The 24193-nt window shown below is 43.8% G+C and carries 18 protein-coding genes and 1 riboswitch; of the genes, 10 read left to right on the top strand and 8 right to left on the bottom strand.

Annotated elements, in window-relative coordinates:
* Window positions 1-17 precede the first annotated feature (17 nt).
* Entirely contained in the window at window positions 18-1235 is a 1218-nt protein-coding gene (gene sstT, locus HA044_RS01910; RefSeq protein WP_187538751.1) for a serine/threonine transporter SstT, read from the top strand.
* A 199-nt stretch (window positions 1236-1434) separates the two neighbouring features.
* On the opposite strand, the gene HA044_RS01905 is transcribed toward sstT, so the two are convergent.
* The 5 genes from HA044_RS01905 to HA044_RS01885 all read right to left on the bottom strand — a co-directional run bounded on the left by HA044_RS01905 (window position 1435) and on the right by HA044_RS01885 (window position 8340).
* The gene (locus tag HA044_RS01905; RefSeq protein WP_187538749.1) at window positions 1435-2766 is read right to left on the bottom strand and encodes a sodium:alanine symporter family protein; all 1332 of its coding nucleotides are present in this window, start codon (window positions 2764-2766) and stop codon (window positions 1435-1437) included.
* A gap of 98 nt (window positions 2767-2864) precedes the next feature.
* Window positions 2865-2959, bottom strand: a riboswitch (glycine riboswitch).
* A 130-nt stretch (window positions 2960-3089) separates the two neighbouring features.
* Window positions 3090-4508, bottom strand: coding sequence for a C69 family dipeptidase (locus HA044_RS01900; protein ID WP_187538747.1), 1419 nt, complete (start codon window positions 4506-4508; stop codon window positions 3090-3092).
* Between the two features lie 562 nt (window positions 4509-5070).
* Entirely contained in the window at window positions 5071-7410 is a 2340-nt protein-coding gene (locus tag HA044_RS01895) for an endonuclease MutS2 (RefSeq protein WP_187538745.1), read from the bottom strand.
* Between the two features lie 74 nt (window positions 7411-7484).
* Complete coding sequence (locus HA044_RS01890; RefSeq protein ID WP_187538743.1) at window positions 7485-8039, bottom strand: CvpA family protein; 555 nt, start codon at window positions 8037-8039, stop codon at window positions 7485-7487.
* 10 nt (window positions 8040-8049) lie between these two features.
* A complete protein-coding gene (locus tag HA044_RS01885) occupies window positions 8050-8340 on the bottom strand; it encodes a hypothetical protein (RefSeq protein ID WP_187538741.1) in 291 nt (96 codons plus the stop codon).
* Between the two features lie 135 nt (window positions 8341-8475).
* Between HA044_RS01885 and rnhC the strand changes: the two genes are divergently transcribed.
* The 3 genes from rnhC (at window position 8476) to HA044_RS01870 (ending at window position 12529) form a co-directional block, all read left to right on the top strand.
* Window positions 8476-9375 carry a ribonuclease HIII gene (gene rnhC, locus HA044_RS01880; RefSeq protein ID WP_187538739.1) on the top strand — a complete coding sequence of 300 codons (900 nt, stop codon included), beginning with the start codon at window positions 8476-8478 and terminating at the stop codon, window positions 9373-9375.
* A 3-nt stretch (window positions 9376-9378) separates the two neighbouring features.
* Window positions 9379-10029, top strand: a complete 651-nt coding sequence (lepB, locus tag HA044_RS01875) for a signal peptidase I (RefSeq protein ID WP_187538737.1) — start codon at window positions 9379-9381, stop codon at window positions 10027-10029.
* A 67-nt stretch (window positions 10030-10096) separates the two neighbouring features.
* On the top strand, window positions 10097-12529 hold the full coding sequence (locus tag HA044_RS01870) for an ATP-dependent RecD-like DNA helicase (protein ID WP_187538882.1): 2433 nt from the start codon (window positions 10097-10099) through the stop codon (window positions 12527-12529).
* Between the two features lie 8 nt (window positions 12530-12537).
* Here the strand turns inward: HA044_RS01870 and dinB are convergent, their stop codons facing one another.
* Window positions 12538-13644, bottom strand: coding sequence for a DNA polymerase IV (gene dinB, locus HA044_RS01865; RefSeq protein WP_187538735.1), 1107 nt, complete (start codon window positions 13642-13644; stop codon window positions 12538-12540).
* A gap of 261 nt (window positions 13645-13905) precedes the next feature.
* Between dinB and pflB the strand changes: the two genes are divergently transcribed.
* The 6 genes from pflB (at window position 13906) to HA044_RS01835 (ending at window position 21003) form a co-directional block, all read left to right on the top strand.
* Complete coding sequence (gene pflB / locus HA044_RS01860; protein ID WP_187538733.1) at window positions 13906-16221, top strand: formate C-acetyltransferase; 2316 nt, start codon at window positions 13906-13908, stop codon at window positions 16219-16221.
* A 418-nt stretch (window positions 16222-16639) separates the two neighbouring features.
* The gene (locus tag HA044_RS01855) at window positions 16640-17398 is read left to right on the top strand and encodes a threonine/serine exporter family protein (protein WP_187538731.1); all 759 of its coding nucleotides are present in this window, start codon (window positions 16640-16642) and stop codon (window positions 17396-17398) included.
* Window positions 17399-17402: 4 nt separating this feature from the next.
* Window positions 17403-17870, top strand: a complete 468-nt coding sequence (locus tag HA044_RS01850; protein ID WP_187538880.1) for a threonine/serine exporter family protein — start codon at window positions 17403-17405, stop codon at window positions 17868-17870.
* 104 nt (window positions 17871-17974) lie between these two features.
* Complete coding sequence (locus HA044_RS01845) at window positions 17975-18205, top strand: hypothetical protein (RefSeq protein ID WP_187538730.1); 231 nt, start codon at window positions 17975-17977, stop codon at window positions 18203-18205.
* Between the two features lie 351 nt (window positions 18206-18556).
* On the top strand, window positions 18557-19729 hold the full coding sequence (locus HA044_RS01840) for a hydroxymethylglutaryl-CoA synthase (RefSeq protein ID WP_187538728.1): 1173 nt from the start codon (window positions 18557-18559) through the stop codon (window positions 19727-19729).
* Complete coding sequence (locus HA044_RS01835) at window positions 19729-21003, top strand: hydroxymethylglutaryl-CoA reductase, degradative (protein ID WP_187538726.1); 1275 nt, start codon at window positions 19729-19731, stop codon at window positions 21001-21003. The genes HA044_RS01840 and HA044_RS01835 overlap by 1 nt, the downstream gene beginning before the upstream one ends.
* 440 nt (window positions 21004-21443) lie before the next feature.
* Here HA044_RS01835 and HA044_RS01830 read toward each other — a convergent pair whose 3' ends face one another.
* Window positions 21444-22271, bottom strand: a complete 828-nt coding sequence (locus tag HA044_RS01830; protein ID WP_187538724.1) for a PrsW family glutamic-type intramembrane protease — start codon at window positions 22269-22271, stop codon at window positions 21444-21446.
* A complete protein-coding gene (locus HA044_RS01825) occupies window positions 22264-23925 on the bottom strand; it encodes a C69 family dipeptidase (RefSeq protein ID WP_187538722.1) in 1662 nt (553 codons plus the stop codon). Before HA044_RS01825 ends, HA044_RS01830 begins: the two co-directional genes overlap by 8 nt.
* Between the last annotated feature and the right edge of the window lie 268 nt (window positions 23926-24193).

The raw sequence follows: 24193 nt of genomic DNA, 5'->3' as shown, positions 1-24193 counted from the left end.
TGCATAGGAGGTCATTTATGATTCATCATTTACTAGCTACTTGGAATAAAACCAACCTCATGAAGCGGATTGCGATTGGGATCGTCGTCGGGGTTATTCTGGCACTGGTTTTCCCTCAAGCATCTGGAATTGGTATTTTAGGAGAGTTCTTTGTTGGAGGTCTTCGTGCGATTGCTCCCCTCTTGGTCTTTGCTCTTGTTGCAAACTCCCTCTCCCAACACCAAAAAGGGACCCAGACCAATATGAAGAAGGTCATCATTCTCTATCTCTTGGGAACCTTTGCCGCAGCCTTTGTCGCCGTTATGGTGAATTACCTCTTCCCAGTGACAATTGATCTGAATACAAAAGCCGCGAAAGGGACTGGACCAAATGGAATTGGCGAAGTGATCAGTAACCTCTTACTTAAAGTGGTCGACAACCCTGTCAACGCCCTACAACAGGCCAACTACATCGGGATCCTTTCTTGGGCGACTGTCTTTGGGATTGCCATGAGAGAGGCGAGCGACCATAGTAAGGAACTCCTTCAAACACTAGCGGATATCACTTCTAAGATCGTAGAATGGATTATTAATCTGGCACCTTTTGGAATTTTAGGTTTGGTCTACACGACCATCTCAGGAAAAGGTCTCAGTGCCCTCAGTAACTACGGTCTCCTTCTCGTCATTTTGATTGGGACCATGGCTTTTGTAGCCCTTGTTGTCAACCCATTGATCGTCTTTGTGATGATTCGCAAGAATCCTTACCCACTTGTCTTTAAATGCCTCCGTGTCAGCGGAGTAACGGCCTTCTTCACCCGAAGCTCTGCCGCTAACATCCCTGTGAACATGCGTCTTTGTGAAGAATTGGGGCTCAATCCAGACACCTACTCTGTCTCTATTCCACTTGGTTCAACTGTAAATATGGCTGGGGCCGCTGTCACCATCAATATCTTAACACTAGCTGCTGCGGATACCTTACACATTCATGTTGACTTTGCGACTGCACTTGTCCTTAGTGTCGTAGCAGCGATCTCAGCCTGCGGAGCATCTGGAGTGGCTGGTGGATCTCTCCTTCTCATCCCCGTTGCATGTAGCCTTTTTGGAATTACCAATGATTTGGCCATGCAAGTCGTCAGCGTCGGATTTGTCATCGGTGTCCTCCAAGACTCCTGTGAAACAGCCCTCAATTCATCGACCGACGTCCTCTTCACCGCCATTGCCGAAATGAGCAGCTGGCCCAAAGAAAAAAGATATTAAACCAATAGACACATTACAAAACGATGCTGGGACAAAAGTCCTAGCCTCTTCTTGTTTTTGGATTGTCGAGCAAGACGCAGTGGTTGAGTGGGCTCTACTAGGCTGATTTCATCAGCTTTTACAGCCCTACTCAACTGTGCGGAGGTGGGACGACGAAATCAAATTCTAACGAATGACCGATTTCTGTCCTACTCTCAGTTTATTTTCTAAAGTAGCGTTTGCTTTCTTTGATGATAATCGGTGAGAGAGCAAGTAAGGCGATCAGGTTTGGCAGAGCCATCAATCCATTTACGATATCGGCGATGACCCAGACAAGATCCAACTTGAGAAAGCCTCCAAGTCCTACCATCAATACAAAGAAGATCCGATAGAGATTAATATGTCTGACGCCAAAGAGGAATTCGAAACACCGTTCTCCGTAATAAGACCAGCCAAGGATGGTGGTCGTGGCAAAAAGCACTAGACAAAGGGTCAAGATAATCCCTCCTATCGGTCCAAAAACACCTGTAAAGGTATCATGCGTCAGCGTATTGGAATTGCCACTTGCCATCCATTCCCCAGATACTAAGATCGAAAGTCCTGTCAAACTACAAATAATAATCGTATCGATAAAGGTCCCTGTCATTGAGATTAGGCCCTGCTCGACCGGTTCATTGGTCTTCGCTGCTGCTGCAGCAATCGGAGCAGATCCAAGACCTGATTCATTAGAGAAGACCCCACGCGCCACCCCTTTTTGGATGGCCATCTTGACCGTAGCACCAGCAAATCCTCCCATGGCCGCTGTCCCTGTAAAGGCTCCTGAAAAGACAGCTTTTAAAGCAGGAAGCAATTGATCCCCGTGAAGGGAAATAATGATCACGGTGACCAGAATATAGGCTGCAGCCATAAAGGGAACCACTTTTTCTGAGACTTTTGAAATCCAGTGAATCCCACCAAAAATGATGGCAGAAACAATCAAAGCAATCACAACACTAGCAACTTCAGGGGCGGTACCAAAACTGGCTTTTAAAGAAGCTGTAATGGAATTGACCTGGGTCATAGTCCCAATCCCAAAGAGGGCTACGAGAACACCTGCTACGGCAAAGAAACTTGCAAGCGGGCGCCATTTTTCACCCATCCCATTCAAGATGTAATACATAGGACCACCTGAAATATAGCCCTTGTCATCCTTGGTCCGATATTTAATGGCTAAGAGACCTTCTGCATACTTAGTGGCCATCCCAAAGAAAGCAGCCATCCACATCCAAAAGAGGGCACCTGGTCCACCCGTCTGGATAGCAGTTGCGACCCCGACAATATTTCCTGTCCCGACAGTTGCTGCTAGGGCTGTTGCAAGAGCTCCAAAGCTTGAAATATCCCCATGCCCTTTATCTTCCGTAAAGATCAACCGAAAAGCCTTGGGCAAATAGCGAATCTGAAGCAGGCCCAAACGGAGGGTCAGGTAAATCCCCGTCCCCACCAGAAGCACCAACAGCGGAGCTCCCCATACCAAATTGTCTAGATTTTGAAAAAACTGCAATGCATGATCCATTTTCTATCTCCTTTTTCATCGACCGATCGACTGAAAAGTGAAAAAGAAAGAGCACATGTCAAACATGTACTCTGGTTTGCTAAAATAGGGGCTTTCCCCATTTTCGCTCTGTCCTTTTACCTGAGAGTTTGAGTAGCTGTTCCATCTACCTTGCCCCTTCGGTGCCATGACTGGTCTCTCCAGAGTTCCGTCCATTCACAGTTATAGATATTCCTGCAAACTTCATTCAGTCGTATTGAATTGCCCTTATTTTATGTCTTTTTCATGAAAATGTCAACTATTTTCCGAAAATAAATGACTTTTTTATGAAAAAGATTCGTTTTTTAATCACTCAAGGAGAAGTGATTGGTCATAAGGTTGCTGGCATCTAGTAAAATCTTGTCCAAGAGCTGATCTGTTGCTTCTTGAATTTGATCACTCATAGCTTGGTTTTCAGCCTCGAAATCAACGGTTTCACCTGCTGCAAGGGCACGATCGACTTTATTGATGCGTGCATGTCCCCAAGCCATTGTCGATTCTTGGTAGTCATCTAGATCCCCAACATGATGAGCATAGTGAGGGTCAGCTAGTCCTGCAATCAATCGGTTGGCCCAATAGAAGGAATCCGTTGTTACTTTAGCCGTCGTATTGGCAAAGTAGTCTGGTGTCGTATCCACTTGGGTAAAGAAAGGAACAGCTGTGTTGTATGGCATGGAGCCGTATGAAATCCATTGGATGCCTGTCGTTTCTTGTGGTTTATTGGGACGCAATTGCAGAATCGCTGTTTGGCTGGTCCGATTGATCCCGATCGTTCGAAAAGTCCGCTGACTCACCTGGTCTCCTTCCGGTCCATAAGGATCGTAGAGGGTATCTTGGTAGTGATTACTCAAGACATATTTGACATCTTCAATCGTCACCTTGCGATAGGGCTTTTGACACCAAGGAATCTCAAAGCTCCGTGGATCCTGCTCAATTTCAGGATTAAGGAAACGCTGGATGGCCCAAGCCCGCGGTGTATTGTAGTGGCGGTCCTTGTCTTTTTGGCTACCAAAGGCATAGCGTGGATTAAACCCTTTGCCTTCTTGATCCAGAATCAAATGGTGCTCTGAGACAAAATGTTCAAGATCCGGGTCACAAAGGAATTGGTCTGGATTTCCAAATTCAAAATAATCACTTCCCAGTTGGTTCGGGTTGGTCACATAGGCATCATCTGGGACACGGCGCGCCATCCAGTGGTGACCTCCGATGGTTTCCAACCACCAGATTTCATTCACATCTGAAATTGCAATCCCGTTAGATTCATAAGTTCCATACTCTTCCAAGAGCTTTCCAAGACGCAAGACCCCTTCACGGGCTGTCTTGACATAAGGCAAGACCAAGGTCAGCATATCTTCTTCACCGATCCCACTCGCTACAAGAGGATCTGCCCCTAACACACGGCTATTGGTCGTAATGGTCTCGGTCTCACTCATGGCTACATTATAGACATTGATCCCAGCTTCTCCCCAGATTCCGTCTTTGGGAATGGCATCTGGAACAGCTGTATAGCGAACCGGATTGTCTGGCAAGTCAATTTCAAAAGTGGACAAAACCGATTTGTAATGGCGGGGTTGATCTTCTGGTTTCACCACAATATATTTCTTGGGCGTAAAGACACCATTTTGAGAATCCTCTGTCCGTGCTACAATGGTTGAACCATCATAGCTAGCATGTTTTCCGACTAAAATTGTTGTACATGAATCTGCACTTTCACGTTTCCGCATACCTATCCTCCAAAATTATTCATTGCCTCTATTATAGCACTTTTAAAAAACAGGACCTACTGAAAATCCGATTGAGAGTGGGACAGAAATCGGTCATTCGTTAGAATTCGATTTCGTCGTCCCACCTCCGCACAGCTTCAACAGTCTGGGAGACTGTTGAAGGTTGCAGATAAAGGAAACATAATTTCCGTCAATATAGGGCATCTTTGAATCTTAAAAAGCGAACAAAGACTTAGGATACTTGCTTCGCAAGTTCTATCCGTCACCTCAAAGCAGTGCTTTGAGCACTCAACCACTGCGTCTTGCTCGACAATTCAAAGACAATTGAGAGGCTAGGACTTTTGTCCCAACCTCAATGTTTTTTAATCAGTTCCATTTTTCGAAGGATTAAAAGACCTAGCCGATAAACAGCTAGATTCTGATTGAAGAAAAAGTTTTCTTAGAAACTTTCCTTAGGTGAGTACGGACGTCAGCGAACTTCGAAGAAGTTCCATGACTTATTACCCTTTAAAAAATTTTGTCTACATTCTAAACCCTAGCAAATGAAAAGCTAGGGCTTAACTTAGCCTTTAAACGTGACAATGGTTGCGCCGCTTCCACCTGCATTTTGTGGGGCATATTCAAAACTCTTGACATGCTTGTTGCGGCGGAGGTATTTGGTTACCCCTTCACGGATAACCCCTGTCCCAATTCCGTGAATAATATCGACTTGGGCCATGTTGTTCAGAAGAGCCTGATCGATAAAGCCATCTAGCTCTTGCATGGCCTCTTCGTAGCGTTTCCCACGGAGGTCCAGACGCGCTCTGGGGCCACTGGTGTTCGAGCGTTTGACAACATTGACCTGGCGTTTCTTAGGTTGAGCCGCTTCTTTTTCAACCTTGATAAGGTTGAATTCTTTTTCTTCCAAGGTCATCTTAATCAAGCCGACTTGCGCCTCCCAGCGGCCATCTTTGAGCTGTTTGACCAGGCTTCCGCGTTGGCCATAGCTGATAACCAGGATCTCATCTCCTACCTTAGGAGCACGCGCCTTCTTGGCTTTTTTCAAGACCTTGTTTTTAGAAAGATCGACAGTCTCAGGAGCTAGTTTTTTCAACTGAGCCTTGGCTTCAATGATCTCATGCGGTTTCAACTGAGATTTAGCGTGAAGGCCTTGAAGAATCCGATCACTCTCTGAAAGGGCCATGTCCACAATTTCCTTGGCCTCTTCTCTCGCCTTGTTAAGCTCTGTTTCTCTCTCCCGAGTCAATTCGTTATAGAGTTTTCGAAGAGCACGATTGAATTTGAGATTTTCTTGCTCCACTTCTTGGATGGTATCCAAGCGCTTGCGACTCTCTAAAGTCTGTGCCTCTAATTTTTCAATAATCTGATTGACATCATTATCGGTATTGGTCATGTTCATAGCATCCTGGATAATGGTCTCAGACAAGCCCAATCGGCGAGCGATCTCAAAGGCATTGGAACGACCAGGGACTCCTTGCATGAAGCGATAGGTCGGACGCAGACTCGCTGTATCAAACTCCATGCTGGCATTTTGCACTCCGGTAGTCTCAATCCCATAAGCCTTGAGCTCTGGATAGTGGGTCGTCGCCATGGTCTTAATTCCGCGTAAGCGCAGGTCTTCTAAGATGGCGATGGCAAGACCCGCCCCCTCTTGGGGATCCGTTCCAGCGCCCAACTCATCCAGAAGGATCAAGGAGGCTGTGTCCACTTGATTTAAAATAGACACAATATTAGTCATATGACTGGAGAAGGTCGACAAGCTCTGCTCAATGGATTGTTCGTCGCCAATATCCGCAAAAACCTGTGAGAAGATACCCACGCGACTGCCTGGATCCGCTAGGATGGGAAGACCGGACTGGGCCATAATTTGCGCCAATCCCAGCGTTTTTAGCATGATGGTTTTTCCCCCTGTATTGGGACCGGTAATCACGATTTCTGTCAAATCCTCGGTGAAATGCAGGTCATTTGCGACGGCATTCTCAATCAAGGGATGACGCAGTTGCAAGAGCTGAACGGAGCGATTACTGGTCACTTCTGGAACCACTGCCTGGAAATCGCGCATAAACCGATACTTGGCCTTGATCAAGTCCAAGTGGCCGATAATCCAGGCATTATTGGCAATCTCTGCTGCATGAGGACGCAGGGTATCAGATAATTCTTCCAAAATCTGAATGATTTCATAGCGCTCATCTGCGCGATGGTTGGCAATTTCTTCGTTCAGATTGACCACTGCACGTGGCTCGATATAAACAGTATTCCCACTGGCAGAGATATCGTGGACCACCCCTGCAATCCGGTTGCGATAGGTATTTTTGACCGGTAGAACATTGCGTCCATTCCGGCTGGCAACTACAGCATCCACCAACATATCGGACTTGCTCTTCAGTAGTTCTTGGAGAATCTCTCTGACCTGGTGCTCATTTTCCTGGATTCGGCGACGGATTTTAGCCAATTTTTCACTGGCAAAAGACTCGACAAAGCCTCCTTCGTTGATGGCTTGAAGTCCGCCTTGTAAGCGTGGCAGATCCACCAAGTTATCAAAGAGCCGATCGAGCCTTTCCAGACGGACATTTTCCAAGTTATCGTAGAAATCCTTAAGTTCATGTGTGACTCGAAGGACAGCTTTTAGCGAAAGCAATTCATCGATATTGAGAGCCGCTTCCATCTCTAAGCGCTTGGTCACAGCACGAACGTCTTGGATGGTCGATACGGCAAAGCGAGGCTCTTCCATAAGGATTTGCTCCATATCTTCTAGCTCCTTAAAAGCCGTTTCGATATTTTCTTGTTTATCAGTTGGAGCTAGAGCAGCCAGCTCCATCTCCCCTTGCTCTGTCTGTAGATAGGGTTCAAAGAGCTGCTTGACCTTGTCAAATTCTAAAATAGATAAGATTTTCTTGTTCATGTTTCTCCTACAAAAAAAGTGAGCGTCCTTCCTAGAGTCGGACTTGTCTCACTCCTTTCTTTCTGTCATCGTCCTTAAGCCCCGATAATCGCCGTTACCCACAAATTGTGGAAAATGCTTGAACTGATCGGGGTATGTAGGATAATCAAGCGGACCAATCCGCTTGCATTAAGTCTGTTTTGGATAGTCGGCATCGGAATAGTTGAGAGCACCGTCAAGCCCATCTGGATGACCAAGAGGGTGATCACAACAGCAATCACACCCGCACCAATTTGATACTTGCGATCCTCCAATTTTTCTGGCTGGGGAACCAAGTGCATAAAGATTCCAATCACGCGGCCGATCAAATAAACCAGCGCAAAAATCAACACATAAGCCAAACCCGCATAAAAGATGTCATCTAATTGAAACAGGTAGCGGTTGGCATAAAAATAATTGACCGATTGCTGGGTGGGACTCGAAAAAGGAACCCACAACGACAAAACCTTGGCCAGTCCCTTGTAACTACCTGCTGCAATCAGCATGGCTACCAAGGTCACTAGAAAGTAATAGGACTGAAGGATGATGCCTCTTGCATACCCAATATAAAAGCTCCATGCCAAAATCAATAAGATTAAGAAAGTTAACATGTATCTCCTCTTATTTGGATGATTTGTCTTTTAAATCGTCTAAAGCTTTGCGACGAAAATCATCTAATTCTTTTTCTTTGTCGTCAAATTCAATCTCGCGATTTAACTGCATCGACAAACTGTTTACTGCCAATAAGATGGCGATGGTTTCATCATCAGCCTCTGGCATTTGTTCTTTAATTGCTTGGTATTTTTCTTTTGCTACACGTTCGACTTCTTCCATAAACAAATTATCATGGTTGGTTGTTAAAGTGAGCACTTTGTTTCCAAATGTAAATTTATATCTATTTAAGCTCGCCATAAAAATCACCTCACGGTATTATACCAAAAAAGGCTAGCTTTGTCAGTAGCAAAGGCCCTCTTCACAAGGATTTTCCTTACGATTTCTTCTTTATTTTGCTCCCTCTCTCTTTGAATTTGTGGTACAATAGAAGTTATGGAAAGTATGACACTCACTCCAACACAGGAGCAAATCCTTGATTTTGTCCAGACCTATCGTACCTCTCTTGCTCAAAGCAAGAACCCTCATATGGACTACTTCTTTCGACTAGAGGGTGCGACCGTTTCGATCTACAAGTCTGGAAAAGTCTTGCTTCAAGGCAATGATCTGACTCCTTATTTGGCCTTTTTCGGGCAAGATACTAGCAAAGCAGCAAGTGACAGCCCTGTAGCTGGTCGAGCAGATCTAGCCATAATCGGAACTGACGAGGTTGGAAACGGCTCTTATTTTGGTGGGCTTACCGTTGTTGCATCTTTTGTCACTCCAGACCAGCAGGACTGGCTTCGAAAACTGGGTGTTGGGGACTCAAAAACCTTGGACGATCGAAAAATTCAGCAATTGGCTCCTCTGCTTGAGGAAAATATCCAGCACCAAGCACTCTTATTGTCTCCAAAGAAGTACAATGAAGTGATTGCTTCTGGCTACAATGCGGTTTCGGTCAAGGTTGCCCTACACAATCAGGCCATCTATCTACTCTTAAACAAAGGGATCCAGCCTAAACGCATTGTGATCGATGCCTTTACGACTGCAAAAAACTACCAAAAATATGTGAAGGCTGAGAAAAATCAAGTCACACAAGCCATTGATCTGGAGGAAAAAGCAGAAGGCAAGTATTTGGCTGTTGCGGTTAGCTCCATCATCGCTCGCAATCTCTTTCTTCAAAACCTGGAAGATCTGGGCAAGGAACTGGGCTTTAATCTCCCTAGCGGGGCAGGAGCTAAGTCTGATCAAGTAGCTGCTCGATTGATCCAGACCTATGGGATGAAAGCACTGGATTATTGTGCCAAACTCCATTTTAAAAATACTGAAAAAGCAAAGAAATTACTAGAAAGATAAGTTATGTCAAAAAGAAGTTCAAAACACAAATCGAGCTCACCCGTGGTGAGATTCCTGAAAGAATGGGGCTTGTTTAGCATCATTGTTGGCCTCATCGTTGCCTCCCGTATTTTTCTGTGGGCTCCTGTTAAGGTAGACGGCCATTCGATGGATCCGACTCTAGCTGATAGCGAATACCTCCTTGTGGTTAACCATCTCTCGATTGATCGATTCGATATTGTCGTTGCCAATGAAAAAGATGACAATGGGAAGTCCAAAGACATTGTCAAACGGGTCATCGGTCTTCCTGGAGATACCATCCAATACGACAATGATACGCTCTACATCAACGGGAAAAAGACCGACGAGCCTTATTTGAAAAACTACATTGCCCGCTTCAAAAAAGATAAATTGCAATCCACCTACACTGGAAAAGGCTTTGAAGAAAATGGCGAACTCTTCCGTCAATTGGCCAATACAGCCCAAGCCTTCACGGTAGACAAGGATGGCAATACAACATTCACCTTGAAATTGCTCGATAATGAATACCTCTTGCTTGGAGATGACCGTATCGTTTCAAAAGATAGCCGTCAGGTCGGAGCTTTCAAGAAAGAACAAATCAAAGGGCAAGCCGTCTTTAGACTATGGCCTATCTACCCTTTCAAAACTTATTAGTATAGATCAACAGACTGAGGCTGAGACAAGTATGTCCCAGCCTTGGTTTATAAAAAGGAAAGAAATGATGGAATATTATTTTTCTGGTACTATTGAGCGCATTATTTTTGAAAATCCCAGTAGTTTTTTTCGAATCCTCCTGCTCGACATTAGCGATACCGATGCCGAAGACTTTGATGATTTTGAGATTATTGTGACGGGCACCATGGCAGATATCATGGAAGGTGAAGACTATACCTTCTGGGGTGAGCTGGTCCAACATCCTAAATATGGTGAGCAGCTCAAGATCAGTTGTTATGAACGTGCTAAACCCTCTAGCAAGGGCTTGGTGAAATATTTTTCCAGCGATCACTTCAAAGGAATTGGTCTCAAAACGGCCCAAAAGATCGTCGATCTCTATGGAGACGAAACCATTGACAAAATCTTAGAGGCCCCTGAAAAATTAGAAGAAATCACAGGTCTCTCCAAGAGAAACCGCCTAGCTTTTATAGAGAAACTCCGGCAAAATTACGGAACAGAGCGCATCCTCGCTCAGCTCGCTAATTATGGCATTCCCAATAAATTGGCCTTTCAGATCCAAGATTACTACAAAGAAGAAACGCTCCAAATCGTGGAGCATCATCCTTACCAATTGGTCGAAGATATCCAAGGGTTGGGCTTTAAAATCGCGGACCAACTGGCTGAAGAGTTGGGGATTGCAAGTGACGCCCCCGAGCGTTTCCGTGCAGGTCTGATTCACAGTCTCTTTAGCTACTCTATCGAGACGGGAAACACCTATATCGAAGCCAAGGATCTCTTGCGCTATGCCATTGACCTTTTGGAATCCGCAAGGCCTGTAGAGTTAGATCCAGCAACTGTTGCCCAAGAATTGGGAGGCCTCATCGAGGAAGATAAGGTCCAAAACGTAGACACCAAGATCTTTGACAACAGTCTCTTCTTTGCGGAAGAAGGCATTCGCAGTCATATTGGTCGATTGCTGGAGAAAGGTAAAAAAACTTCGTTTGACCCTGAGAAAATCAACCAGGCAATTGAGCAGGTTGAAAATGATCTGGGGATCCACTACGATGACATCCAAAAAGAAGCGATTCACCAAGCCATTCAAAACAAGGTCTTTATCCTCACTGGGGGACCTGGAACTGGAAAAACCACTGTTATCAATGGGATGATCAGTGTCTATGCCCAGCTCCACCAGCTGGATCTTCGGAAGAAAAAAGACCTGCCAATCCTGCTTGCTGCGCCAACTGGTCGGGCAGCAAGACGTATGAATGAGCTAACAGGGCTTCCAAGCGCCACTATCCACCGTCATTTGGGCATGACAGGAGACGATGATACCAGCCACTTAGAGGACTATCTAGATGCAGATTTCATCATTGTGGATGAGTTTTCCATGGTCGATACCTGGCTGGCCAATCAATTGCTCAGCAATATCGCAACCGATACCAAACTCTTGATTGTGGGAGATGCCGACCAATTACCATCCGTCAGTCCTGGACAGGTCCTAGCGGATCTCTTGCAGATTCCAAGCATCCCTCAGACCAAACTCGAACATATTTTTCGTCAGAGTGAAGATTCGACCATTGTCTCACTTGCGGGTGAAATCCGTCAAGGGAAACTTCCTCAAGACTTCACAGAACGAAAAGCTGACCGCTCTTATTTCGAAGCCGCAAGCGAACATATTCCTAAAATGATTGAGCAGATCACTTCAGCTGCTCTTCGCAGCCAGATCCCTGCTCGGGATATCCAAGTCTTGGCACCCATGTACAAGGGGCAGGCTGGCATTGACAATATCAATTCGCTCATGCAAGACCTTCTCAATCCAGCTGTCAAAGATCAGGTTGTCTTTGACACGCCGGACTGCCAATATCGAGATGGGGATAAGGTCATCCACCTGGTCAATGATGCGGAAAGTAATGTTTTTAATGGAGACATCGGCTACATCACTGACCTTCTTCCAGGTAAATATACAGAATCCAAGCAAGATGAATTGACCATCCAATTTGACGGCAATGAAGTCGTCTACCCACGCAATGAATGGTACAAGATTCGCCTAGCCTATGCTATGAGTATTCACAAATCACAAGGAAGCGAGTTTCCTGTGGTGATTTTACCCATTACCAATCAAAGCCATCGCATGTTGCAGCGCAATTTGATCTATACAGCCATCACGCGCTCTAAGAGCAAGCTCATTCTTTTAGGGGAATACAGCGCCTTTGATTACGCCACTAAAAATACTGGCACTGCGCGCAAGACCTATTTGGTTGAACGCTTCAAGGACCTGGACGGACATACAGTCAGCAAGGACTCCTCTTCATCCATTGCAACAGCTTCCCCTACAGTTAAATCCACAAAAAGCAAGGAAGGGACTGTTGAAACGAAAGCAGAGACGTCTAAACCTACTGTCTATCGACTGACAGAAGACAATCTCCACACCATCTCGCCTATGATTGGACTAACAGAAGAAGAGATTGCAGCCTTTTTTGACATAAAAAAAGACGACTAGTGAATAGACTAGTTGTCTTTTTCTTCTTCTACCAGAGGCAGTTCAGTATGATCAACAAAGTTGGTCATGGTGACCCCCAAGAGGCGGATTCCCTGATTTGTTGATGCGATTTCTTGGTAAATGTGGCGAGCAGATCGGTTGATGCGATCTCCATCTCGTGTTGGCTCTGTCAAGGTGAGACGCTTCGTCAAGGTAGTAAAATCTCCATAACGCACTTTTAAGACCAAGGTCTTTCCTTGCTTGCCATGTTTTTCCAGCGATTGGGCTACCTTGCTGGAAAGATTAGCAATTTCTTCTAGAACATCTTCTTCTCCATAGAGGAGCTTGCGGTAGGTCCGCTCTTTTCCAATTGACTTGCGGATCCGATGACTCTTAACCGGGCTATTGTGAATCCCTCGCGCCTTGCGAAAGAGATCATAGCCAAAGCGCCCAAACCGATCAATCAAAGTCATCTCCGGGATGGCTAAAAGATCCGCACCAGTATAGACCCCCATCTCATGCAGTCGCTCCACTGTCTTCTTTCCTACCCCATGAAATTTGGCAATGTCCATCTGGCTTAGGAAATCCTCTGCATCCTCAGGCAAGACCACCGTAAGCCCATGGGGTTTTTGATAGTCACTCGCCATCTTGGCTAAGAACTTATTATAAGAAACACCCGCTGAAGCTGTGAGATGCAACTCTTCCCAGATAGCATGCTGAATCAAGCGAGCAATTTTGACAGCTGATTTGCTCTGGATTTTATTTTCCGTCACATCCAGATAAGCTTCATCAATACTCATCGGCTCGATCAGATCCGTATAGCGCCTAAAAATCTCACGGACCTGCTCACCTACTTCTCGGTATTTCTCATAATTCCCAGAGATAAAGACGGCTTGGGGACAAAGGTCCAGCGCTTCTTTGGAACTCATGGCCGAGTGAATTCCATATTTCCTAGCTTCATAGTTACAGGTTGAGACTACGCCTCTCCCTCCTGACTGACGAGGATCCTGGCCGATCACGACAGGTTTCCCCTTTAAACTAGGGTTGTCTCTTTCTTCGACCGCAGCAAAAAATGCATCCATATCAATATGAATAATCTTGCGGCTGGTATCATTCATTAATGGAAATATCAGCATTTTTCATCCTCCTTCTTCTATTATAAGAAGAAACTTTTGGAATTGCAAAAATCGGATCTCCACAGAAAAATAGATCATTTTTTGAAAGTCCTTAGCTGTTTTTCAAAAATATAGTACAGATTTAGTACATTTTAAAAACTGTATTATAAAAGAATCTCTTTTATTTCGCAACTTCCCTTTGTGAAACCGGTTACTGTGTGGTATACTACTAGTGTAAATGCAACAGATACAGTTGCTAGAAAGACAATAGAGGAAAAACAAATGGTTGTTAAAACAGTCGTTGAAGCACAAGATATTTTTGACAAAGCCTGGGAAGGCTTCAAAGGAGAAGATTGGAAAGAGAAAGCAAGCGTTTCTCGCTTCGTTCAAGCTAACTACACACCATATGATGGTGATGAAAGTTTCCTTGCTGGACCAACTGAACGTTCTCTTCATATTAAAAAAATCGTAGAAGAAACAAAAGCTCACTATGAAGCTACTCGTTTCCCATACGACAACCGTCCAACATCTATCGCTGATATTGATGCTGGTTACATCGACAAAGAAAACGAAGTGATCTTTGGTATCCAAAACGATGAACTCTTCAAGTTGAACTTCATGCCAAAAGGTGGTATCCGTATGGCAGAAACTACTTTGAAAGAAAATGGATACGAACCAGATCCAGCTGTTCATGAAATCTTCACTAAATATGTGACTACTGTAAACGATGGTATCTTCCGTGCTTACACTACAAATATTCGTCGTGCCCGCCACGCTCACACTGTAACTGGTCTTCCAGATGCATACTCTCGTGGACGTATCATTGGGGTTTACGCTCGTTTGGCTCTTTACGGTGCTGACTACTTGATGGCTGAAAAAGCAAGCGACTGGAACTCTATCACTGAAATCGATGAAGAATCAATCCGCCTTCGTGAAGAAGTAAACCTTCAATACCAAGCTTTGAAAGAAGTTGTTCGCTTGGGTGACCTTTATGGTGTAGACGTTCGTCGTCCTGCCTTCGATACAAAAGAAGCGATCCAATGGACAAACATCGCCTTCATGGCTGTCTGCCGTGTCATCAACGGTGCTGCTACTTCTCTTGGACGTGTTCCAATCGTTTTGGATATCTACGCAGAACGTGACTTGGCTCGCGGTACTTACACTGAATCAGAAATCCAAGAATTCGTTGACGATTTCGTTATGAAATTGCGTACTGTTAAATTTGCTCGTACAAAAGCTTACGATGAATTGTATTCAGGTGACCCAACCTTTATCACAACTTCTATGGCTGGTATGGGTAGCGACGGTCGTCACCGTGTTACTAAAATGGACTACCGTTTCTTGAACACATTGGATAACATCGGTAACTCTCCAGAACCAAACTTGACCGTTCTTTGGACTGACAAATTGCCATATAGCTTCCGTCGCTACTGTATGCACATGAGCCACAAACACTCTTCTATCCAATACGAAGGTGTAACAACAATGGCTAAAGATGGATACGGTGAAATGAGCTGTATCTCATGTTGTGTATCTCCACTTGACCCAGAAAACGAAGAACAACGCCACAACATCCAGTACTTCGGTGCTCGTGTAAACGTGCTTAAAGCTCTTCTTACTGGCTTAAACGGTGGTTACGATGACGTTCATAAAGACTACAAAGTATTTGACATCGAACCAATCCGCGACGAAGTTCTTGAATTCGAATCTGTTAAAGCAAACTTCGAAAAATCACTTGACTGGTTGACTGATACTTACGTAGATGCTTTGAACATCATCCACTACATGACTGATAAGTACAACTACGAAGCAGTTCAAATGGCCTTCTTGCCAACTCACCAACGTGCGAACATGGGATTCGGTATCTGTGGATTTGCTAACACTGTTGATACATTGTCAGCCATTAAATACGCTACCGTTAAACCTATCCGTGACGAAGATGGCTACATCTACGACTACGAAACAATCGGTGAATACCCACGTTGGGGTGAAGATGATCCTCGTTCTAACGAATTGGCAGAATGGTTGATCGAAGCTTACACTACTCGTCTTCGCAGCCACAAACTTTACAAAGATGCTGAAGCTACTGTATCACTTCTTACCATCACTTCAAACGTTGCTTACTCTAAACAAACTGGTAACTCACCAGTCCACAAAGGGGTATACCTCAACGAAGATGGTTCTGTGAACACTAGCAAATTGGAATTCTTCTCTCCAGGTGCTAACCCATCTAACAAAGCTCGTGGTGGATGGTTGCAAAACTTGAACTCACTTGCTAGCCTTGACTTTGGTTACGCAGCTGATGGTATCTCACTCACTACTCAAGTATCTCCTCGTGCACTTGGTAAGACTCGTGACGAACAAGTAGACAACTTGGTAACAATCCTTGATGGTTACTTTGAAAACGGTGGTCAACACTGTAACTTGAACGTTATGGACCTTAAAGATGTCTATGACAAGATCATGAATGGTGAAGATGTTATCGTTCGTATCTCTGGATACTGTGTAAACACCAAATACCTTACTCCAGAACAAAAAACTGAATTGACACAACGTGTCTTCCACGAAGTTCTTTCAATGGATGATTCATTGAGCTAAGATTCAACTAGATTCTAAAAACCAGTCGGAAACGGCTGGTTTTTTGGTGTAGCTCGAACAGTCTTTCTCAAGACAATTCAGAATATTGAAAGAGTTTTTTCTCCTACACATAAGTCTTTGACAGCGTTTTCTTTAAGTGTTATAGTGATCTTGTAAAGAATCTAGAAGGGGTGATCTTATGTTTTTAACCTTTATATTTCTCACTATCTGGCTCTTTAGCATGATTGCTTTGCTCTTTTTAGCAATCCTTCTCGTCCAGGATATTACCGTCCAACACCATCACATCAGTTAAAGCATTTTCTTATGAAACATTCAAAAAAATCAAGGACAAGAAACACACTAGAATTGCAAAATTTTAGTTCTGTCTCTCGTTCTTTTTTGCTATAATAGAAGCAGATTATTTAGTAAGAAGGAAATTATGGAAGAGTCAAAAGAGATCAACCAAGTGATCGATGTCCTGATGATGGCAGGAACCCTTCTGTTGGAAAGTGGCTCTGAGATCCACCGGGTTGAGGATACTATGATCCGTATTGCTCACTCTCAAGGGATCACTGATTGCAATGCCTTAGCAATGCCAGTTGCTATTTTCTTTTCAATTGAAAATGCCAATATCACGCGGATGAAACGGATTTTGCGGACCAATTACAATATCGAAAAGGTCTGTGATGTCAATCAAATTTCTCGTCAATTAGTGTCTGGTCAAATCAATCTTGAAGAGGCTTACCAAGCCCTACTCCACTTAAAGAGCAAACCGGTTCCATATACCAATCTGCAATTGACCCTTGCAGCAACCTTGAGTGCTCCATTTTTTTCCATCATGTTTGGTGGAAATTTCTATGATGCGATTGGGGCAGGAATCGCCACAATTTTTGCCTTTGCTTTCTCTCTTGTAGTGGAGAAATACGTTCGCATTCCCTTTGTAACTGCCTTTGCTGCTGCCTTTATCTTTGGTTTTTTGGCCCATATTTGGGCGCGCTATAGTGGGCTTCCCTCTAATACGGACCTAATTATTGCAGGTTGCGTCATGCCGTTCGTTCCTGGAATTGCAATGACCAATGCTGTCCGAGATCTCATGAACAATCACCTCAACTCTGGAATGAGTAAGCTTTTTGAAACATTGCTCATTACCCTTGCTCTCGGTGCCGGTACCACTGTCGCCCTCGTCCTTATGAAATAACATGATGAACCTAACAGATTTCTTTATCCAAGCGGTGGCTAGTTTGATTGCCATCATCACCTTTTTAATTGTCTTAAATGTCCAACGTTCCATGCTCATCCCTGGTGGTGTATTGGGCATGAGCATTTGGTTGCTCTACTATGTCTTAAAGGGTCCTACCAATGTCATCGTTGCTACCTTTATCGCAGCCATTGCGGGTTCCTGTATCAGTCAGATTTTAAGTATCGTTTACAAGACCCCTGTTGTCGTCTTTATGCTGGCCATTCTTGCCCCCTTGGTCCCTGGATATATTTCCTATCGGACCACCTCTTTCTTTGTCAGTGGTCAATACCGCCAAGCTGTTACGAGCGTCACACTGGTTGTCATTCTGGCCTTGGTCATCTCGATCGGGATGGCTAGCGGATCTGTCGTCTTGAAACTCTACCATTCCTACCAACAAGCCCAAAGCAGAAAACTAACCAATGCCAAATAGCATTGGTTTTTAATTTTTATAGATGTAATCGCTTGCATTTTTACTTAAAAAGACTACAATAAAAGTGAAAAACATATCTTTTAAAGGAAGCGGGGTGCTGTAGGATGGTACACAAGTATGTCAAGTATCTTCCTTGGGTGATTCTAGGAGCGCTGAACTCTTATCAGTCGGCTTGTCATTATGCACGCAATTCATTTGACGTGTTCTATCTAACCTTGAACTTTATAATTGTGTACATCGCTTTACTCGTCTTCTACGAAAAAGTTCTAAAAGATAAATGTAAAGACTTCTTCACACGGGTGATGAGCAACCCTAAGAAAGATAATCAAGCCTAGTTAAATTGGCACTGAAAGAGGCTGGGACAAAAGTCCTAGCCTCTCAATTGTCTTTGGATTGTCTAGCAAGACGCAGTGGTTGAGTGGGCTCTACTACGCTGATTTCATCAGCTTTTACAGTCCTACTCAACTGTGCGGAGGTGGGACGACGAAATCGAATTCTAACGAATGACCGATTTCTGTCCCACACTCTTTTTGATGGAATCTTTGATTTGCGCCATATCCAATTGCAAACTCGGTCCTAAGAATGATTTCCAATCCGATCTAGCTTTTTCAAAGGAGTTTTCCCTCAAATATGGTAAAATAGTAAGGAAATATACTAGTAGATATCAAATAAAAAAGAGGTTAAGAATGACAATTGGGATTGATAAGATTGGTTTTGCGACGAGCCCTTATGTCTTGCGTTTAGAAGATTTGGCTGCTGCTCGTGATACCGATCCTGAGAAATTAAGCAAGGGTCTTCTCTTAAAAGAACAAAGTATTGCACCGATCACCGAAGATATCGTCACACTGGCTGCAACGGCGGCAGATGATATTTTGACAGACCAAGATAAACAAGCGATCGACATGGTGATTCTTGCGACGGAATCTGGGATTGACCAGAGTAAAGCTGCGGCTGTTTTTGTCCATGGTTTGCTAGACATCCAGCCTTTTGCCCGTTCTTTTGAGATGAAAGAAGCCTGCTATGCTGCAACGGCTGCCTTGGATTATGCAAAACTCCATGTTGAAAAATTTCCGCAAAGTAAGGTCTTGGTCATTGCCAGTGACATTGCTAAATACGGAATTGGAACTCCCGGAGAACCGACACAAGGATCTGGTGCAGTGGCTATGCTGATTAGCCACAACCCTCGTATCTTAGCTTTTCATGATGACAATGTAGCTCAAACACGTGATGTCATGGATTTTTGGCGCCCGAATTATGCTACAACACCATTTGTCAATGGGCTCTATTCAACCCAGCAATACCTAGATTCCTTGAAAACAACTTGGTCTGAATACCAGAAACAGACAGGTCTCGACCTAACAGATTTTGCGGCTGTTTGTTTCCATTTGCCATATCCAAAATTGGCGCTGAAGGGCTTGAAAAAAATTTTGGACAAGTCCCTATCTGAAGAGAAAAAAGCTCAGTTACAGTACAACTTTGATCAATCTATTTTGTACAGCCAGCGTATCGGAAATATTTACACTGGCTCCCTCTTCTTAGGATTGCTATCTCTGTTAGAAAATCATCCACAGCTAAAAGCTGGAGATCGGATTGCTCTCTTTAGTTATGGAAGTGGGGCTGTCTCTGAGATCTTTAGTGCGGACCTCGTTCCTGGTTTTGAACAACTCTTAGATCACAAACGTATGGAAAAACTGGATCAACGAACCGTCCTTAGTGTGGCTGAGTACGAACAGATGTTCTATGAGGAAGTGGATTTGGATCGTCATGGCAATCAGGTCTTTGAACCTAATTTCAAGCAAACCTATGCTTTGACGGAGATTAACGAACACCAGCGTATTTACCAGAAAGTAGAAAAATAATGGCACGATTACCAGGTTTTGCAAAACTTCCGCCCACAGAACGAATAGAGGCCTTACTGAAGGAAGGCCTCTTAACTTGGGATGAAGCTCAGATATTAAAAGAACAACAGGGACTTCCTCTTTCCATTGCAGATCAACTAACGGAAAATGTTCTGTCCACATTTGATCTCCCTTTTAGCTTGGCCCCTTATTTTCTGATTAATGGCCAAGACTATGTGCTTCCTATGGTCACAGAGGAACCATCTGTCGTTGCTGCAGCTAGCTATGCAGCAAAGATCATCCAACGATCAGGTGGCTTTACTACTAAGATTCACCAACGCCAAATGATTGGGGAAATTGCTCTTTCTTCTGTTGCAGATAGACAAGCAGCCAGCAAACGGGTTGTAGAGGACAAAGAAGAGCTTCTGCGACTCGCAAATGAGGCTTATCCTTCTATCGTCAAGCGAGGAGGTGGGGCACGGGATCTCTGGGTAGAATCAATAGGTGACTTTCTCATTGTCTACTTGGCAGTCGACCCCAAAGAAGCCATGGGAGCCAATATGCTCAACACCATGTTGGAAGCATTGACGGAGCCTATCCAGAAACTCTCTGGAGGACAGGTCCTGATGGCAATTTTGTCCAATTTGGCCACCCGCTCTTTGGTGAGTGCAAGTTGTGCCATCGATTTTAAAGCACTGAGTCGGGATCCTGAGGAAGCCACTGCTATTGCCCAGCGTATGGAGTTAGCTAGTCAACTGGCTCAAGTGGATCCTTACCGTGCAGCGACCCACAACAAAGGGATTTTTAATGGGATTGACGCCTTGGTCCTTGCTACAGGAAATGACTGGCGAGCCATCGAAGCAGGAGCCCATGCCTATGCAGCGCAAAGTGGCCCATACAAAGGCTTGAGCCAATGGAAAAGTCTTCCTGATGAGAAAAAACTTTATGGAGAGATCACCCTTCCTATGCCAGTTGCGACAAAGGGGGGCTCAATCGGCCTTAATCCTACGGTCCATGTCAGCCATCGGTTGCTTGGGGAGCCTACTGCTGTTGAATTAGCAGGTATCATCGCGTCACTCGGTTTGGCGCAGAATTTCGCTGCCCTCAAAGCCCTCGTCACTATAGGAATTCAGGCTGGACACATGAAATTACAAGCGCGTTCTTTAGCTCTCCTAGCAGGCGCTAAAGAGGAAGAAGTTCCTCAACTAGTCCACCAACTCCTCAAAAACAAACCGTTTAATCTTGAAAAGGCGCAAACACTCTTAGAAGAGATGAAAAACCAAAAGAGAGAGTGAGACAGAAATCGGTCATTCGTTAGAATTCGATTTCGTCGTCCCACCTCCGAACAGTTGAGTAGGGCTGTAAAAGCTGATAAAATCAGCGAAGTAGAGCCCGCTCAACCACTGCGTCTTGCTCGACAAGCCAAAGACCATTGAGAGGCTAGGACTTTTGTCCCAGCCTCTTTTTAGAATGTAGACAAACTATTTTTTACTAAAATAAGTAAAGTATTCTACAAAAGAAGTCGAAATATGTCCTAATTTTTTAAAATAAATCAAAAATATAAAAAATTTCCGCCGTGAGAAAAGTGCTTGAAATGCGATCATTTCAAGCACTCGGGAGTTTTGAGACCTTAGGCTCAAAACTAAGTCATGGAACTTTGAAGAAGTTCGCTGACGTCCGTACTCACCTAAGGAAAGTTTTTAAGATGACTTTGTCTTAAATCTGAAAAATTTCCTTATTGTTTTAAGAATGGCAAATCCGGCTTTTTCTTGGTGTAGAGCACCACTTCAATAAAGGTTCCTACTTGGACTGCAAAGAGAAGTCCTACAAGAAGATTGATCCGATGGTCTGTTTCATAAAATGGGGAATTCCACAAGAAATGATTAACTACTGTAGATACCACACACCAGAGGCCAAAGATTTTTTCTTTTTTCTGAGTAACCTGTGAAAGCATGAGGAAAATACCTACAGACACAACAGCTGTATAGAGAGTATGTGAAGCTAAGCCTCCAGATATACGGTTAATAGTTTCGGTGATAGCTGCCAATTGACTGCTTTGAGTTTGGCGTGCAACATAGCCTAGATCCTCAATAATCTGAAAACCGAAACCAGCGCCCAATCCTGCAATGAGAACTGATTTCAAATCTTTTTTACCGACCATTAATACAACCCAAAAAGCAACCAGAGCTTTAAAGAATTCCTCTGAGAATGGAGCTGTCAGAGCATCCGTCCATTTGTTGAAGATTGCAGGGTCTTTTATAATATGGCTATTTAGGATATCAATTAGACTATTTCCTGCGAAGCTTAACCAACCTGCTATAAAGGCGCCTCCAAACATCGCAATCCACAATATGTATCGTGAAACCGTCAAAGAAATGGCCAGGTGTTTTGAAAAGAGATAAAGCGGAATGATAATAGCAGCTAAAACGGATAAATTTAAGACCAGATCTCTTCCTGCTGACTGAGTAAATTCTTCCTGGGAAAGATGACCAAGTTCAAACTCCAAGCCGATTCCTGCAAATAGTAAAAAGAGATAGATAGAGGCTCTTTGAATTTTAGTCATCTTGTTTTCCTCCCTTTTGTTTCTTTGAGCGAATCAGATAAACAATGATCGCGATAAGAGTTGCGCCAAATAAGCTTCCAGCGATGAGGAAGTCGTAGTCAAATTTTTCTAAATCAATTTTCTCTTCGTAGGCTGCATCTTCTTCATCATCTAGGTCTTGAATGGCACTATTTCCGTGCTCATCAGCGACTTTCTTTTCTGCTTCTTTTCGAATTTCCTGTAGACGCTCAAAGGTCTTCTCTGCCCTATCTATACTTTCCTGCGTTGCCTTTGCACTAGCTTCATCAGGCTGAGAAGCAAGAGCTATCTGCTCTTTATCACTCAGATTTTGTTCCTGCATCCACTGAGACTCTAAGCGTTCCATTTCGGTCCGAATGGCCCCATCCTCAAACAAGTCCGGATACTTAGCTACAAGATCATTAATTCTGGAAATAGTCCAATACCAAGACTTCTCATTGTAATGATCACCTAATTCTTGGTAGGCTTGATAGGTATTGGTAATATTCCCATAATAAGGTAGGTAAGGAGCATTTCGTGGGCTTCCCATGGATAACCACATGGTTCCACCACCAGCACTAGCAGGTATCTCATCTTTCAATTGGAAAATATGAGCTTCCATAACATTTGGATTGGAGATAGGATACTTATAGACAGCATCAAACTCACCTTTTTTCGGAATACCTTTTCCATCTAACTCCATTTGATCCAGTGGTTTATATTTGGTTCCTTCCAAACGGTTACGTTGGAGATTCATAGCGTCTCGTAGAGTCAATTTTCGATCCGTTGTATGAAGTAGATCAAAGGAAGCATCATCATACTTAACAGGAGAACTTGGGTCTAGAGATTTGATACCTGACCAAACCCGCGAACGATCTGCCTCTTGTAATGGAGGATTGTAGGATTGAGACACATGAAATTGTCCATCCACTTCCTTATAGCTCCCTGCTTCTTTGGCGACTTTTTCAAGATCTTTTGATGCAATCGTACGCTCTGTATCTGATAGATCGACATGGCCTAAGAAGAAGGTATTTGGAAAGACTGCAAAGCGGTCTTCTGGGAAGAGAATGGCTGCATATTGGTGACCGGATAGGATTTCCATATACCAGACACCTTCTTTATCGGCAATGGTCACAATATTTCCTTCAGCCGCTCCTTTTTCTTCGACGATTTTAGCTATGAGTTCAACCCCTTCTCTTGCGGTTTTCACACTAGGGAGAACGATACTGGTTAAGCCTGATTCAGCGAGGCCATCCTTGACATAGGGATCCACTTTTTGGATCTTGTCATTTGCTGAAGCAGATACAGTGGCAGAAATGGAAACACCATATTCATTAAATCCAGCTTCATCAAAGATTCCCTGGTCTGGCGTTACATCTGGGACCGCTGTATACTTATAGCTGATTTCTGGCAAAGGATATTGAAAACCGTTGGCTGCATCCTCAAAGATAGCCCCCTTTTTATTATAGCGTCGCTCTCTGACCACAAAATTTTTATTATGGTTGGGCTCTAAATCCTCGGTACGCCCTACCAAGGTAGAGCCATCGGCAGTCAGTTTCTTCCCGATGATGAACCCTGTACAAGCCTCAACAGGTTGAGCAATCAACAAGAGCGGAAGCAAGGTTGCTACAGCTGATCGAAAATAGTGCTTCTTCATCCTAAACTCCTTTTTTATAAAATCTTTTTACTTATTTAGTATACCCTTTTACAGCTATTTTTTGCAAGCGTTTACATCATTTGTAAACAACTAGTAAACTATCAGAATTTTTGAGGGAAAACACTTTTTCAAAAATAGGATCGGTTTTACAAAGTCAATCATTAGAATATAGATAAACTATTTTAAAGTAAAATAAGTTAAGCGATTCTGCAAAGAAATAAAAATGCATTCCAATTTTTAAATCGATTCAAAAATACTGAAACTTTCC

The sequence above is a fragment of the Streptococcus sp. IMAU 99161 genome (assembly GCF_014435245.1).
Classification (GTDB): domain Bacteria; phylum Bacillota; class Bacilli; order Lactobacillales; family Streptococcaceae; genus Streptococcus; species Streptococcus lactarius.
The sequence above is the reverse complement of the archived record's forward strand: the minus strand, read 5'-3'. Positions and strand labels throughout refer to the sequence as shown.

Bases quoted from the DNA above. Each gene is read 5' to 3' on its own strand.
- sstT (WP_187538751.1), top strand. From the start codon at position 18: ATGATTCATCATTTACTAGCTACTTGGAATAAAACCAACCTCATGAAG.
- HA044_RS01905 (WP_187538749.1), bottom strand. From the start codon at position 2,766: ATGGATCATGCATTGCAGTTTTTTCAAAATCTAGACAATTTGGTATGG.
- HA044_RS01900 (WP_187538747.1), bottom strand. From the start codon at position 4,508: ATGCGGAAACGTGAAAGTGCAGATTCATGTACAACAATTTTAGTCGGA.
- HA044_RS01895 (WP_187538745.1), bottom strand. From the start codon at position 7,410: ATGAACAAGAAAATCTTATCTATTTTAGAATTTGACAAGGTCAAGCAG.
- HA044_RS01890 (WP_187538743.1), bottom strand. From the start codon at position 8,039: ATGTTAACTTTCTTAATCTTATTGATTTTGGCATGGAGCTTTTATATT.
- HA044_RS01885 (WP_187538741.1), bottom strand. From the start codon at position 8,340: ATGGCGAGCTTAAATAGATATAAATTTACATTTGGAAACAAAGTGCTC.
- rnhC (WP_187538739.1), top strand. From the start codon at position 8,476: ATGGAAAGTATGACACTCACTCCAACACAGGAGCAAATCCTTGATTTT.
- lepB (WP_187538737.1), top strand. From the start codon at position 9,379: ATGTCAAAAAGAAGTTCAAAACACAAATCGAGCTCACCCGTGGTGAGA.
- HA044_RS01870 (WP_187538882.1), top strand. From the start codon at position 10,097: ATGGAATATTATTTTTCTGGTACTATTGAGCGCATTATTTTTGAAAAT.
- dinB (WP_187538735.1), bottom strand. From the start codon at position 13,644: ATGCTGATATTTCCATTAATGAATGATACCAGCCGCAAGATTATTCAT.
- pflB (WP_187538733.1), top strand. From the start codon at position 13,906: ATGGTTGTTAAAACAGTCGTTGAAGCACAAGATATTTTTGACAAAGCC.
- HA044_RS01855 (WP_187538731.1), top strand. From the start codon at position 16,640: ATGGAAGAGTCAAAAGAGATCAACCAAGTGATCGATGTCCTGATGATG.
- HA044_RS01850 (WP_187538880.1), top strand. From the start codon at position 17,403: ATGAACCTAACAGATTTCTTTATCCAAGCGGTGGCTAGTTTGATTGCC.
- HA044_RS01845 (WP_187538730.1), top strand. From the start codon at position 17,975: ATGGTACACAAGTATGTCAAGTATCTTCCTTGGGTGATTCTAGGAGCG.
- HA044_RS01840 (WP_187538728.1), top strand. From the start codon at position 18,557: ATGACAATTGGGATTGATAAGATTGGTTTTGCGACGAGCCCTTATGTC.
- HA044_RS01835 (WP_187538726.1), top strand. From the start codon at position 19,729: ATGGCACGATTACCAGGTTTTGCAAAACTTCCGCCCACAGAACGAATA.
- HA044_RS01830 (WP_187538724.1), bottom strand. From the start codon at position 22,271: ATGACTAAAATTCAAAGAGCCTCTATCTATCTCTTTTTACTATTTGCA.
- HA044_RS01825 (WP_187538722.1), bottom strand. From the start codon at position 23,925: ATGAAGAAGCACTATTTTCGATCAGCTGTAGCAACCTTGCTTCCGCTC.